Origin of the sequence: Streptomyces sirii, assembly GCF_045690365.1 — a bacterium.
In the GTDB taxonomy this organism is placed as follows: Bacteria; Actinomycetota; Actinomycetes; order Streptomycetales; family Streptomycetaceae; genus Streptomyces; species Streptomyces sirii.
The window spans coordinates 7310810-7324457 of the sequence record NZ_CP147982.1 but is presented as its reverse complement, the minus strand read 5'-3'; the positions used below and the strand labels follow the sequence as shown (position 1 = coordinate 7324457).

13 protein-coding genes and 2 pseudogenes are annotated in these 13648 nt (G+C 71.4%); 3 read left to right on the top strand and 12 right to left on the bottom strand.

The window, feature by feature from the left end; genetic code table 11:
* Nucleotides 1-9: 9 nt before the first annotated feature.
* Nucleotides 10-246: pseudogene (locus tag WAB15_RS32550) on the bottom strand (class I SAM-dependent methyltransferase); the annotation flags it as partial.
* Nucleotides 247-387: 141 nt separating this feature from the next.
* On the opposite strand from WAB15_RS32550, the gene WAB15_RS32545 reads away from it, so the two are divergent.
* Nucleotides 388-2001 (top strand): CocE/NonD family hydrolase, encoded by a 1614-nt coding sequence (locus WAB15_RS32545; protein ID WP_407288425.1) that lies wholly within the window; start codon nucleotides 388-390, stop codon nucleotides 1999-2001.
* An 89-nt stretch (nucleotides 2002-2090) separates the two neighbouring features.
* Here WAB15_RS32545 and WAB15_RS32540 read toward each other — a convergent pair.
* The 8 genes and pseudogenes from WAB15_RS32540 to WAB15_RS32505 form a co-directional block, all read right to left on the bottom strand.
* Nucleotides 2091-2213: pseudogene (locus WAB15_RS32540) on the bottom strand (Clp protease N-terminal domain-containing protein); the annotation flags it as partial.
* Between the two features lie 10 nt (nucleotides 2214-2223).
* On the bottom strand, nucleotides 2224-3789 hold the full coding sequence (locus WAB15_RS32535) for an alpha/beta hydrolase (protein ID WP_407288424.1): 1566 nt from the start codon (nucleotides 3787-3789) through the stop codon (nucleotides 2224-2226).
* 177 nt (nucleotides 3790-3966) lie between these two features.
* Complete coding sequence (locus WAB15_RS32530; RefSeq protein WP_399148846.1) at nucleotides 3967-4176, bottom strand: hypothetical protein; 210 nt, start codon at nucleotides 4174-4176, stop codon at nucleotides 3967-3969.
* A gap of 136 nt (nucleotides 4177-4312) precedes the next feature.
* Nucleotides 4313-5182 (bottom strand): amino acid ABC transporter permease, encoded by an 870-nt coding sequence (locus tag WAB15_RS32525; RefSeq protein WP_407288423.1) that lies wholly within the window; start codon nucleotides 5180-5182, stop codon nucleotides 4313-4315.
* Nucleotides 5179-5823 (bottom strand): amino acid ABC transporter permease, encoded by a 645-nt coding sequence (locus tag WAB15_RS32520; protein WP_407288422.1) that lies wholly within the window; start codon nucleotides 5821-5823, stop codon nucleotides 5179-5181. The genes WAB15_RS32525 and WAB15_RS32520 overlap by 4 nt, the downstream gene beginning before the upstream one ends.
* 19 nt (nucleotides 5824-5842) lie before the next feature.
* Nucleotides 5843-6775 carry a glutamate ABC transporter substrate-binding protein gene (locus WAB15_RS32515; RefSeq protein ID WP_407288421.1) on the bottom strand — a complete coding sequence of 311 codons (933 nt, stop codon included), beginning with the start codon at nucleotides 6773-6775 and terminating at the stop codon, nucleotides 5843-5845.
* Nucleotides 6776-6788: 13 nt separating this feature from the next.
* A complete protein-coding gene (locus tag WAB15_RS32510; RefSeq protein ID WP_393489736.1) occupies nucleotides 6789-7532 on the bottom strand; it encodes an amino acid ABC transporter ATP-binding protein in 744 nt (247 codons plus the stop codon).
* A 142-nt stretch (nucleotides 7533-7674) separates the two neighbouring features.
* Nucleotides 7675-8115, bottom strand: a complete 441-nt coding sequence (locus WAB15_RS32505) for a DUF6278 family protein (RefSeq protein WP_399148842.1) — start codon at nucleotides 8113-8115, stop codon at nucleotides 7675-7677.
* Nucleotides 8116-8329: 214 nt separating this feature from the next.
* Here WAB15_RS32505 and WAB15_RS32500 point away from each other — a divergent pair, with 214 nt between their 5' ends.
* Entirely contained in the window at nucleotides 8330-10156 is a 1827-nt protein-coding gene (locus WAB15_RS32500; protein ID WP_407288420.1) for an SGNH/GDSL hydrolase family protein, read from the top strand.
* Nucleotides 10157-10199: 43 nt separating this feature from the next.
* On the opposite strand, the gene WAB15_RS32495 is transcribed toward WAB15_RS32500, so the two are convergent.
* On the bottom strand, nucleotides 10200-11024 hold the full coding sequence (locus WAB15_RS32495; RefSeq protein WP_407288419.1) for an SDR family oxidoreductase: 825 nt from the start codon (nucleotides 11022-11024) through the stop codon (nucleotides 10200-10202).
* A gap of 127 nt (nucleotides 11025-11151) precedes the next feature.
* Here WAB15_RS32495 and WAB15_RS32490 point away from each other — a divergent pair, with 127 nt between their 5' ends.
* Complete coding sequence (locus WAB15_RS32490) at nucleotides 11152-12024, top strand: helix-turn-helix transcriptional regulator (RefSeq protein ID WP_407288418.1); 873 nt, start codon at nucleotides 11152-11154, stop codon at nucleotides 12022-12024.
* A gap of 74 nt (nucleotides 12025-12098) precedes the next feature.
* On the opposite strand, the gene WAB15_RS32485 is transcribed toward WAB15_RS32490, so the two are convergent.
* On the bottom strand, nucleotides 12099-12878 hold the full coding sequence (locus WAB15_RS32485) for an exodeoxyribonuclease III (RefSeq protein WP_407288417.1): 780 nt from the start codon (nucleotides 12876-12878) through the stop codon (nucleotides 12099-12101).
* Nucleotides 12879-12931: 53 nt separating this feature from the next.
* Complete coding sequence (locus tag WAB15_RS32480; RefSeq protein WP_399148837.1) at nucleotides 12932-13573, bottom strand: MBL fold metallo-hydrolase; 642 nt, start codon at nucleotides 13571-13573, stop codon at nucleotides 12932-12934.
* Nucleotides 13574-13648: the final 75 nt, after the last annotated feature.

The following is a 13648-nucleotide window of genomic DNA, read 5'->3' as shown; positions in this document are numbered from 1 at the left end:
GCCGCCCGGCCGGGTCACCCGACGCAACTCGTCCAGGGCCGCTCTCGACCGCCCCACGTGATTGAGTACGAAGTTGCCGACGATGGCATCGAACCGGGCGTCGGCAAAGGGGAGTCGGGGCAGGGCAGCAACCTGTACGCACACATCGGGAACGGCGCCCGCGGCCCGCCGGGCCATATCGGGCTCGGCGTCCACGGCCACCACCCGCGCCCCGCGCGCGGCCGCGCCGACTCGCCCTGGACCCACGGACGTTACCCACCCGTAACCTACCGACGGGTTACCTAAGGTAAGTCACGCACCTTACTCTCCAGTCAACTCGGGCCGCCGTACGCCCCTCCTGTCTTCCGACAGCGTACGGCGGGCTCGCTTCGAGATCTGGAGCAGAAGATGACGCCCTCCCGCACGACTCTGCGTGCCGCGATCGGCACCGTCTCGGCGGCAGTGCTGGCCACCACCGTTCTCACCGGTGCGCCGGCCGCCCAGGCAGCGGCACCGACATCAGCCCCCACGACGGCGGCGTCCGCCGACTCCTTCACGGCAGCGCCCTCCGTCAGGTTCGTCGACATCGAAGGCGACGGCGGGATCACCCTCAAGGCGAACGTGTTCACCCCGGCCGGCGCCGACGGGACCCGTCGGTACCCGGTCATCGTGCTGCCGACCAGCTGGGGAATGCCGCAGGTCGAGTACCTGGCCCAGGCCAAGAAGCTGGCCGACGCGGGCTATGTGGTGGTCGGCTACAACTCGCGCGGGTTCTGGCAGTCCGGCGGGCAGATCGAGACGGCCGGACCGCAGGACATCGCCGATGCCTCGAAGGTCATCGACTGGGCGCTGGCCAACACACCGGCCGATCCGCAGAAGGTCGGCATGGCCGGCGTCTCCTACGGCGCCGGTATCAGCCTGCTGGCCTCCGCGTTCGACAAGCGGATCAAGGTGGTTGCGGCGCTCAGCGGCTGGGGCGACCTGATCGGTTCGATCTACAGCGGCCGTACCCAGCATCTGCAGGCGGCGGCGATGCTCGGCGGTGCGGGCGAGCTGACGGGGCGGCCGAGCCCCGAACTGCGGACCATCCTCAAGGACTTCCTCGGCTCGAACCTCGCCAAGGAGCAGGACATGATCGCGTGGGGGAAGAAGCGCTCCCCCGCCACCTACCTCGACAAGATCAACGCCAACGGCGCCGCGATCATGCTCGGCAACGCCTGGGGCGACTCACTCTTCCCGCCCAACCAGTACGCCGACTTCTACGAGAAGCTCAAGGGCCCCAAGCGGCTGGAATTCCGCCCCGGTGACCATGCGACGGCCGAGGCGACGGGGCTCTTCGGACTGCCCAACGACACCTGGACCAACACCAAGCGGTGGTTCGACCACTACCTCAAGGGCGCGGACAACGGCATCGACCGCGAGTCGCCGGTACTGCTCAAGTCCCGTTCCACCGGCGCGTACGAGGGCTACCAGAGCTGGAAGGACGTGCCGTCCGCGCACCGCAGGATCGAGCTGGGCGGCAGCAAGCAGATCAACACCAACTGGGACTCGGGCGCCAACGGCGGGCTGATCTTCCTCTCCAGCATGCTCGACCAGTTCTTCCGGTTGCCGCCGATGGCCTCGATCCCGCTGCTGCCGCGCTCCCTGGCCGCCGTCTGGCAGTCCGAGCGCTACGAGAGCGGGCAGCGGGTCCGCGGCACCACCAAGCTGCACACCACCCTCACCAGCACCGCCGAGAGCGGCACCGCCATCGCCTACCTCTACGACGTGGGGCCGCTGGGCATCGGCAAGCTGGTCACCCACGCGCCGTTCACCTTCCACGACAAGACCCCGGGCCAACCGTTCGGCGTGGACCTGGACCTCTTCTCCACGGCCTACGACGTCCCCGCCGGGCACCGGCTGACGGTGGTCGTGGACACCGTCGACCCGCTGTACATCGAGCACAATCCGAGCGGCGCACGGCTGACGTTCTCCTCCCCGGCGAACGATCCGTCGTATGTGTCGGTGCCGGTACGCGACTGAGGCACCGGCCCCGGGGCCGAGGCGGCGGGAGGCACCTCAGGGTGCCTCCCCGATCTGCGTGGATCAGCCTGCGACGCCTGGCGCCGCAGCACCTCATGCGCCAGGCCCCGCGGTTCGCCGAGCAGGCCGAGGAGGAGGTGTTCGGTACCGATGGAGTCGTGCTTGTGTGTTCGGGCGGCCTCCTGCGCCAGCACGATGCCGTCGCACTTCATCCTGAAACCGTCAGTGACGCTGCCGTGCCGGTACGGGCAGCGGCTTGGTGGGGCAGGTCGCGTCGTGTGCCGGGACGGTTCCGTGCAGGAGGTAGGCGTCGACGATGCGGTCCACGCAGGCGTTGCCGTTCTGGTACTGCCCGTGGTCGCCACCGCCCGTCACCGTGACCAGGCGCGAGCCCCGCAGCGCCCGGTGCGCCCGCACCGCGCCCTCGTAGTACGTGGCCGGGTCGTGCACGGAGTTGAGCATCAGCGTGGGTGGCAGCCCCTTGCCGGTGACCTTCACTCGCGGCGCGGCCGACTCGGGCCAGTACACGCAGGTCGCGGCATACGCCAGCTCCCGCGCCCCGACCAGCGGGTACTTCTTGGTGTCCTGGGCGCTCCGCCGTATCCAATGGCCGAGATCCCGGCTCCACGGGGTGTCGTTGCAGGTGACCGGGAAGTACGTGGCGGCGAAGCCGGGAGACAGGTAGTTGCCGAAGGCCTGTTGGGCGAGCCGGCGCTCGGCGGGCGTCGCCGTGTCCCAGTGCTCCAGGGCGGCCAGTACGGACGCCAGCCCGTCCCACTGCCGGTCTGCGTTGTACATCCCCTGGAGCGTGGCGTTGTCGAGCTGGTTGGGCCCGATCGTCTGCGAGCCGATCGTGATCGGGTGGTCGTGCAGCGCCTTGCGGCGCGCCTCCCATGTCGCCTTCGCTTCGGCGGCGGTGCTCCCGTAGTGGTAGACCGCGTCGTACCGGGCGATCCACGGCAGGAAGTCCTGCTCGAAACGGCGCTGGAAGCTCTTCGGCTGCCCCAGTTCGGCCTGCTGCCAGGTCTCGTGGAAGGGCAGATTGCTGTCCAGCACGGCCCGCTCGACATGTTGCGGGAACTCCGTCGCGTAGTACGCGCCGAGCCAGGTGGCGTACGACGGCCCGTAGTACGAGATCCTGCGCACGCCGAGCAGTGCGCGGAACAGGTCCATATCGCGTACGGCCTGGTCGGTGGTGAGGTACTCGACCAGGTCGCCGCTGCGCTTGCGACAGTCCTTCACGAACTTCCGCGACCGGTCCAGAACGCCCTGGACCGCCGCGGGCGAGCGGTCGCGGAAGTCGCCCGCGTAGAAGTCGCGGAACTCGGCGTCGGTCTGGCATGTCCCGTGCGAGCTGCTGCCGACCGCCCGCTGGTCGAAGCCGACCACGTCGTACGCGGCGCCGACCGCGGGCGACGCCTTGACGAAGCCCGCGGGCCGCGTGAGCCCCGAGGCACCCGGCCCGCCGGCGGCCATCATCAGCACCCCGCGGCGCCGTGCGGGGTCGGTGGCCCGGTGCCGGGACACCTCGACGGTCAGGTCCGCGCCGGTCCCCGGGTGGTGCCAGTCGCGGGGCACGGTCATCGCCGCGCACTGGAGCGAAGGCTCCCGGTCGCAGGGCTGCCAGTCGAGCCGCTGCCCGGTGTAGCGCGACAGGCCGGGTGCGGGGCCGCCGCCCGCCGGTGCGGACGGCGTCGCGACCGCCGGGGCGACGGCGGTCGCGATGGCCGCGGCCACCACACCCGATACGGCGGCCACGGGCCATCGCGGCTTCCTGGACCTGGACATCGAACCTCCCTGTGGCCGCGCTCTGCTGCGCGGCGTCTGGTTCGATGTTCGGGCTCCGGGGACCCGCGATCGATCATGCTGGTTCCCGTCTTCGGGGTGGTGCCAGCACCACCACCGCCATGGATCGCGCACCAACGCCCCACGCCACACCTGGGGCGCGCCTCCTGGCCGACCGGATCAGGTCCGGCTCGCTCCCCGGGACGCGTCGATCGAGAAGCGGACCTCCTCGGTGTCGACGGGGTACTCCATGCGGGCCTCGCCCTTGAGGGCGGAAAAGGTGGTGGGCGCGGGGGTGCCCGGCTCCGCGGGTGCCACCGCGGCGGCCGGGGCCGCCAGGGCGAGGACGAGGGCGAGGGCGGCGGTGACGCGCAGGGGCTTGAAGGGCATTCCGGGCTCCGTCCGACAGATACCGACAGGTGTGGCTGCGGCATCGATCGTCGCCGTCTCCCCTGCTCCCGGGCGTCGTTCGTGCGGAGGTTCCGGCTCCGCCGCGCGGCGGAGGGGGACCTACGCCCTCGGGCGCTCACCCCCTGTGGCGCTGGTGGTCCCCCGGCAGAAGGGTGCCGGGCTCGGCGGCGGCCACCTCGACGGCCTCGACCTTGGGGTTGCGCTTCTGACGCCGGGAGACCCAGTTGGCCAGCCAGGACAGCAGCATGCACAACCCGATGTAGATCGGCGAGATGATCATGACGACGGGGATGAACGGCAGACCGTAGTCGAGGTTGGAGGCGATCAGCTTGCCGGCGTGCAGGAACTCCTCGTAGGTGATGAGGTAGCCGAGCGAGGTGTCCTTCAGGGCGACCACCAGCTGGCTGATGATCGCCGGGAGCATCGCACGGACCGCCTGCGGCACCAGGACGTGCGTCATGACCTGGGTCTTGCGCATGCCCAGTGCGTACGCGGCCTCCCGCTGGCCGCGCTCGACGGCGTTGACGCCGCTGCGGAAGACCTCCGCGAGGACCGAGCCGTTGTAGAGGGTGAGGCCGGCGACCAGGGCGGGCAGCGGCGCGACCTGCAGCGCCACATAGATGAAGAAGATCATGACGAGCAGGGGCATCGCGCGGAAGAACTCCACCACCAGGGTGCACACCCAGCGCACGATCCGGTGTTCGGAGAGCCGGCCGGTCGCGAGCACCGCGCCGAGCGCCAGGGACAGCACCGCCGCGAGGGCGAAGGCCCGCAGGGTGTTGCCGAGGCCGGTGAGCAACAGTTCCTGGATCCCCTTGTAGAGGAAGGGGATCCACTTGGCCGCGGTGAACTGCCCGGTGTCGAAGAGGAGGTAGACGATCCAGGCGACCAGGGCGATGATGACGACCGTCGCCCCGAAGCCGTAGAGCCGGTGCCGCGCCCTGGTCCGCGGGCCCGGAATGTCGTACAGGGCGGTGGTGGTCATCGGGCGACTCCGAAGCGCTTCTCCAGCACGTTGAAGATCGCGCTGATGGACAGGGTCACGATCAGATAGCCCACCGCGATCCAGACGAAGGACCAGATGATGCTGTAGCCCATCTCGCTGAGCGGCTTGTAGACGCCGAGCAGTTCGGTGACGCTGAAGGCGCCGGCGATCGCGGAGTTCTTGGCGAGCGCGATCAGCGTGGAGCCGATGGGCGGGATGACGGACCGGAAGGCCTGCGGCAGGACGATGTCGCCGAGGGTCTGGGGAAAGGTCAGGCCCAGGCTGCGGGCCGCCTCGCCCTGGCCGACCGGCACGGTGTTGATGCCGGAGCGCAGCGCCTCGCAGATGAAGGCCGAGGTGTAGCAGCCCAGCGCCAGGATGGCGAAGAGCTGGAAGGGCAGTACGAGGCCGAAGCGCGGCAGGCCCAGCACCACCGCGAAGAACAGCAGCGTCAGCGGCGTGTTGCGCAGCACCGTCACCCATGCCGTGCCCAGGGCCCGCAGCGAACCGACCGGTGCGACGCGGAAGGCCGCCATGAGGAAGCCCAGGACGAGCGCGAGCAGCGAGGCGTAGACGGTGAGTTCGACGGTGCCCAGCAGACCCTCCCCGTAGAGGGAGAGGTTGTCGAGGAGAACGTTCATCGGTAGGTTCCTTGGCTCCTCAGCTCGCCGGGTAGCGGTCGATCGGGGGCGGCTTGGGCGCGGGCACCCCGGACAGGCCGAGGGTCGCGTCGTAGGCCTTCTGCCAGTTGCCGTTCGCCTCGTCCGCGGCGAGCGCGTCGTCGAGCGCGAGGCGCAGCGCGTCGTCGCCGTGCGGGACACCGATGCCGTACGGCTCCTGGGAGAACGGCTTGCCGACGACCTTCAGCTCGTCGGGCACCTTGGCGGCGTAGCCCAGCAGGATCGCGTCATCGGTGGTGACCGCGTCGACCTGGTAGGTCAGCAGGTTGTCGACGCACACCGAGTAGGTGTCGTAGGCGACGAGGACGGCCTTGGGGTACTCGGTCTGCATGCGCTGGTACGGGGTCGAGCCGGCGGCCGAGCAGACGCGTCTGCCGGCCAGGTCCCCCGGCCCCTTGATGTCGGTCTCGTCGGCGCGCACCAGCAGCGACTGGCCGGCCATGTAGTAGGGGCCCGCGAAGCCCACCAGCTTCTTGCGCTTGTCGTTGATGGTGTACGTACCGACGTAGAGGTCGATCTGGCCGTTCTGCAGGGCCGTCTCGCGGTTGGCGGAGGCGATCGTCTTGAACTCGATGGTGTCGGGCGGGAACCCGAGTGCGGCCGACGCCATCCTGGCGATCTCGATGTCGAAGCCGGAGTAGAGGCCGGAGGCCGGGTCCCGCTCGCCGAGGTAGGGCTGGTCCTCCTTGACGCCGATGATGAGATGGCCGCGTTTCTTGGCCCGCACCCAGGTCGGGGAGTCGGGCAGGGAGAAGTCCTTGGCGACCTGATACTGGGGCAGTTCGCTGCCCTTGGGGCCCTTGACCGGCGGGCTGCCGGGCCGGCCGCAGCCCGCGAGGGCGAGCGCGGTGAGCGCGAGGGCCAGGAAGGCCACGAGGGCACGGCGCAGGCGCGTGAAATGACGGTGCGGCATCGCGGCGCCCCCGTTAGTGCTTGAGGATCTTGGAGAGGAAGTCCTTGGCCCGTTCGCTGCGCGGCGCGGTGAAGAACTCCTCGGGGGTGCGGTCCTCGACGATCCGGCCGTCGGCCATGAACACCACGCGGTTGGCGGCGGACCGGGCGAAGCCCATCTCGTGCGTGACCACCACCATCGTCATGCCCTCCCGGGCGAGCTGGCGCATGACCTCCAGCACCTCGTTGATCATCTCCGGGTCGAGCGCGGAGGTCGGCTCGTCGAAGAGCAGCGCCTTGGGCTCCATGGCCAGCGCGCGGGCGATGGCGACGCGCTGCTGCTGGCCGCCGGAGAGCTGTGCGGGGTACTTGTCGGCCTGCGAGGCGAGCCCGACCCGGTCCAGGAGTTCGCGGGCGCGCCGCGCGGCCTCGTCCTTCTTCTTCTTACGGACCTTGATCGGCGCCAGCATGATGTTGGCGAGCACGGTCTTGTGGGCGAAGAGGTTGAACGACTGGAAGACCATGCCGACTTCGGCGCGCAACTGGGCCAGCGCGCGGCCCTCCTCGGGCAGCGGCCGGCCGTCCAGCTTGATGGTGCCCGACTCGACGGCCTCCAGGCGGTTGATGGCCCGGCACAGGGTGGACTTCCCGGAGCCGGAGGGCCCGATGACCACGACCACCTCGCCGCGGCCGACGGTGAGGTCGATGTCCTGGAGGACATGCAGATTTCCGTAGTGCTTGTTGACCCCGCGCAGCTCAATCAGCGCATCACCGGCCATATGCAGAACCTGCCCACTCTCATCCGTACAGCGCAGAGCCCGCAACCTACCGGGGCGAAAGGGGCGGTTCTTCGCTGACACGCACGTACCAGCGGATAAGGGTGGATAAATCAGGTAAGCCCGTTGGCCTCCCCGGTGGGTGTCAGGCCTCGGAGGCCTCGGCGTAGACCTGGGACAGCTCCGGCGCGCCGACATCGGCCCATTCATGGCCCGCCGCGACCACGTCGACCTCCCGCCCGGACTCCAGCCGGACCACCGGCTGCCCGTTGGGCCAGACATGCCAGACCGCGCCGCGCACCGTGCGCACCAGCACCGTGCCGAGGTAGAGGCCCGCGTCGTTGCCGAGCCAGGGCACCACTTCCGGGTCGTCCCGCCATACCGGCTGCAGCTGGTCCAGTAGCTCCAACGAGCGTACGGAGTCGTCCAGTTCCACCCCCGCGGTGGCGGCCTGGGTCCGCAGCAGCTCGCATTCGGACAGCAGCTCGACGACGCTTCCGGGATCGGCGCGCACCGACTCCGCGAGCGGCACGGACCGGTGCGCGTGCTGACGCCTACGCCACTTGTCCAGGAAAGACATGTTCATGGTGTGCAGGGTCCCACCCGACCTGTGGTGCGGGCCACAGGCGCGCGGCGCGAGAGGGCCCGGTTCGTCACCTTGACGCCCCCCGCTCGCCTTCCTACCTTCATGGCGCTCGGATCGGATCGGCCGGATCCGGCAACGCTCCCCCGCACCCCGGGGGAACGGCCGGATCGCAGTGCGCACCTACCCGTTGACGCCCCCGGAGGGACACCGACCGATGCGCCTACGACGATGGGGAACCACCCTGATCCTGCTGCTCACCTCGACGGCACTGCCCGCCACCCTCTCCGCCGGCCCGGCCATGGCCGCGGCACCCGGCCCGGCGCACCACCCGCCCCGCCCGCTGCCGCTGGCGAGACTCTTCGACAACACGGCGGTCGGCGACAACTCCGCACCCGGCGCGGCCGACTTCGACGGCGCCGGCCGCTCGCTGTCCGCGCAGGACCTGGCGGCGGCCGGCTGGACGCCCGGGAGGGCGCTCACCATCGACGCGACCCGCCTCACCTGGCCGCGTACGGCGGCCGGGACGCCGGACAACCTGCGGGCGGACGGGCAGTCGGTGGCCGTGCGCGGGCGCGGCGAGGCGCTGACGTTCCTGGTCGCCGGGACGGGCGGCGCGGCGTCCGGCACCGGCACCGTGCGCTATCGGGACGGCTCGCGCGGCTCCTACGAACTCACCGCGCCCGACTGGCTGTCCGGCCCGCTCAGCACCAAGGCGGTGGCGCTGCCGCACGTCAACGGCGCGGACGACGGACCGGTCGGGCCCGCGCGGCTGTACGCGGTGTCGGTACCGCTGCGGGCCGAGCGGGAGGTGGCGTCCGTGGTGCTGCCCAAGGCGCCGGAAACGGGGGCCCGACTGCATGTCTTCGCGGTGTCGGTCCGGGACGGCGGGCGCGGCCGGACCGGGAGTTGGGCGGCGAGCACGGCCGGCTACCGGGCCGTCGGGCCCTGGACGGACCGTACGCTGCGGCTGGTCGTCCACAGCGGGGCGGGCGGGCCGCGGGCGCGGATCCGGATCGCCAACACCTTCGCGGCGGCGCCGGTCGGCATAGGGGCGGCCAGCATCGCGGTGCGCGGCGCGGGGGCGACGGCCGACGGAGAGCCCGTGCCGCTGACCTTCGGACGGGGGCGGACCGGCACCCGGATACCGGCCGGCGCCGAGGCCGTCAGCGACCCGGCGCCCTTCACCGTCCCCGCCGGCACCGATCTGCTGGTGAGCATCCATCTGCCGGGCACGGTGACGGCGGCGCCGGTGCACCAGGAGGCGGCCCAGCTGTCGTATCTGAGCGCGGACGGCAGCGGGGACCGTACGGGAGACGCCGAGGGCGGCGGCTATCCGGAGACGATGACCTTCTGGCCGTTCCTGACGGGTGTCGACGTGGACGGCGGGCCCGGCTCGATCGTGGCGCTGGGCGACTCGATCACCGACGGGGTGAAGTCGACCGGCGGCGCCAACCGGCGCTGGCCGGACGTCCTCGCCCGCCGCTTCCAGGCGCAGAGCGCGCTGCCCCGCTACGGCGTGCTCAACCACGGCATCTCGGCGAACCGGATCGTCACCGACCGCTATCAGGGTGACGGGGTCAGCACGGACACCGGCGGGGTCAGCGCCCAGCACCGGCTGGAGCGCGATGTGCTGGCGCAGCCTTCGGTGCGCACGGTGGTGGTCTTCGAAGGCGTCAACGACGTGCGCTGGGGGACCCCGGCCGAGGAGGTCGTCGCCGGTCTCCGGGCCCTCGCCCGGCGGGCCCACGAGCGGGGGCTGCGGGTCGTGGTCGCCACCATCGCCCCCTGCGAGGGCTACCGCGGCTGCACCCCGGAGATGGAGGCCCGCCGCCAGGCCGTCAACGCCTTCGTACGCGGCAACGCCGGCACCGTCTTCGACGCGGCACTGGACTTCGACGCCGTACTGCGCGATCCGCAACGCCCCCAGCGCATGCTGCCCGCCTACGACAGCGGCGACCATCTCCACCCCGGCGACGCGGGCCTGCAGGCGCTGGGAGATGCCGTGGACCTGCGGGCACTGGTGCCGGGGCGGCGGGGGTGAGGCCGGGCGCCCCGGGAGGCGCGCTGCTCCCGGGGCGCCGGGGTCAGCCTTGCTGCACAGGGACGACGACCATATCGGCGATGTTGACATGCGGGGGGACGGAGACGGCGAAGGCGATGGCCTCGGCGATGTCCTCGGCGGCCAGCGGGCGCAGGTCGGTCCGCATACGAGCCAATGACGTGCGCAGATCGGCGTCGTGCATGTCCGCGCCGAGTTCCGTGACGGTGACGCCGGGTTCCACGTTCTTCACACGGACGCCGCGGGGCCCCAGTTCGGCGCGGAGATTGCGGGTCAGGTGGGCGACGGCGGCCTTGGTGGCGCAGTAGACCGACCAGTTGGGGAAGAGGGCGTGGCCGGCCACGGACCCCACGTGCACCAGATCCGCGGGACGGCCGTCGGCCGCGGCGGACAGGAGGCCGTCGGTGAAGGCCCGCGCCGTGTGGAGCAGACCGCGGAGATTGACGTCGATCATGCGGTCCCACTCGTCGGTCCGGGCGGCCTCGAAGGGGGCGCCGAGCATCGCCCCGGCGTTGGCCACGACGAGGTCGACGGGCCCGAGGGCCGAGGCGATGGCGCGGGCGGCGGTGTCGAGTGCCTCGGGGTCGGTCACGTCGACGGCCACTGGCAGCAGGGCCCCGGTGGCCGTGGCGCGGAGCTCGTCGGCCAGGTCCGTCAGCCGGTCCTCGCGGCGGCCCAGGAGGGCGACGTGCGCCCCGCCGACGGCCAGGCGGCGGGCGGTGGCCGCGCCGATCCCGCTGGAGGCACCGGTCACGATCGCGACCCGGCCGGCCAGGGGCCCGGTGGGCCGGTCATCGCCGATGGCGGTGGTGAGGGAGGAAGAGGCGTTGGTCAAGGGGGTGGAAGTCATGCCCTCACCCTGCGGCGGGCTCATCGCGGGGACCAGGCAACGCCTCTCCCGGGAGCAGCGGGCCTAGGAGTTCCACGGCCACCTTCCGGGCTCCCGCGCCGGCTTCGCCGTGCCTAGGCTGGCGGTCATGGACAGCGCGAACCCGCTCGGCGAGTACCTCCGTGCCCGCCGCGCCCTGATCAAGCCCGAGGACGCGGGACTGCCGGTGTCCGGCCGGCGCCGGGTGGCGGGGCTGCGTCGGGAGGAAGTGGCGATCCTGGCCGGGGTCAGCACCGACTACTACATACGGCTGGAGCAGGGCCGCGAACGGAGCCCTTCCGCGCAGGTGGTCGAGGCCCTGGCCCGGGCCCTGCACCTGGGCGAGGACGCCGCGGACCACCTGCACCGACTGACGCGACCGGCGCCGGAGCGGGATCGGTCACGCACCCGGCCGGAGCGGGTCAGCCCGGTGCTGCTGCGGATGATGGCGGGCTGGCACCGTACGCCGGCCGTGGTGCTGGGACGTTGTCTGACCGTGCTGGCCGACAACGCCCTGGGCCGGGCGCTGTTCGCCGGCCACACCCACAGCGACGATCTGCTGCGCCTGGTGTTCCTCGATCCGGACGCCCGGGCGTTCTACCCGGACTGGGCGCGGGTGGCGAACGACGCCGTGGCCGGACTGCGATCGGCGGCGGGCACCGACCACGACGACCCGCAGCTCGTCCGTACGGTCGGCGAACTGTCGTTGAAGAGCCCGGAGTTCCGCCGACTGTGGGCCCGCCACGACATTCGCCAGAAGACCCGCGAGACCAAGCGTTTCCGGCATCCCCTGGTGGGGGAACTGACGCTGGACTACGAGTCGCTGACCGTCAACAGCGCCCCCGGGCAGCAGCTGGTCGTCTACCAAGCGGCCCCCGACAGCTCCTCGGAACAGGCGCTGAGCCTCCTGGGCAGCCTGACCGCCGACGACCCCGCCCGCCATCCCACGCCACCCGAGACGGCGTCCCCCGGCGAGAGCTGAGCGGCCTCGCCTGAAGTCCGATGCGACGGACGGACCCCAGGCCGGGTGCGTCACCGACCAGCCGTTATACCGACCTAGACGTCGAGGTCCACGACCACCGGGGCATGGTCCGAAGCGCCCTTGCCCTTGCGCTCCTCGCGGTCCACGTAGGCGTCCGAGACGGCCTTGGCGAACGGCTCGTTGCCGTAGACCAGGTCGATGCGCATACCGCGGTTCTTGGGGAAGGCGAGCTGGCGGTAGTCCCAGTAGGTGTACGGCCGGTCGTACTTGAGCGGGCGCGGGACGACGTCCGTCAGACCCGCCTCGCGCAGGGCCGACAGGGCGGCGCGCTCGGCGGGGGTGACATGGGTGGCGCCGACGAACACCGCCGGGTCCCAGACGTCCTCGTCCGTGGGGGCGACGTTGTAGTCGCCGAGGACCGCGAACGGGCGGGGGCCCGCCGCGTCCTCGGCGACCGCGGTCTTCAGCGCCTCGAACCAGCCGAGCTTGTAGGTGTAGTGCGCATGGTCGATCTCGCGGCCGTTGGGGACGTACACCGACCAGACGCGGGCCGGGCCGCAGGTCGCCGAGATCGCACGCGGCTCCTGCGCCCCCTCGTAGTCCGGGCCGCCCGGGAGCCCCTGGACCACGTCCTCCAGCCCCACCTTGGACACCAGGGCCACGCCGTTCCACCGCCCGTTGGCGTTGACCGCGGCCTCATAGCCCAGCTCGCGCAGCTCGTCGTACGGGAACTGCTCGGCGCTGCACTTGGTCTCCTGGATGCACAGCACGTCCGTGCCGGTGCTCTCCAGCCAGGCCAGCAGCCGCGGGAGGCGGGCGGTGATCGAATTGACGTTCCAGGTCGCGATGCGCATGTCTGCAAACCTACAGCCCGGCACCGACAGTCGGCTCCCGGCCGGTCCGGCGCTCAGCCGACCAGGGTGCTGCCGCCGGGAGTGAGCCGGCCGTGGTCGGTACCGCCCAGCTGGTCGATCATGGTGTCGTAGATCGGCCGGGCGTGGTCCTGGAGGAGGCTGTCGTGGATGTCGATGGCCCGCCGGGGCGCGACCTCGCGGACGTAGTCGATCACCTCGGCGACCTTGTTCCAGGGCGCGTGGACGGGCAGCAGCAGGGTGTCGACCGTACGGCCCTGGGGGACGGTGAGCGCGTCGCCCGGGTGGAACACCGCACCGCCGTCGAGCAGGTAGCCGACGTTGGTGATGCGCGGGATGTCGGGGTGGATGACGGCGTGCAGTTGGCCGTGCACCTCGACCTCGAATCCGGCCGCGGTGAAGGTGTCGCCCTCGCCGACCGTGTGCACCCGGCCGGGGAACGCCGCGGAGAGCTGCTCGGCGACGCTGGCCAGGGTCCAGATCTCGGCGCCGGGGTTGGCCTCCATGCCCGCGCGCAGCCGGTCCTCGTTGAAGTGGTCCCGGTGCTCGTGGGTGACCAGGATCGCGTCCGCTCCCACGGCCGCGTCCGCTTCGCTGAAGACACCGGGGTCGATGACGAGCGTCTGCCCGTCCTTCTCCAGCCGGACACAGGCGTGGGTCTTCTTGGTGAGTTCCATGGCCGCCATCTTGCCGCGCGCGGGGCCGGTGGGGGGTGAGATGCGCGGGAGTCCAGAGGGGCCCCACGGGCGGCC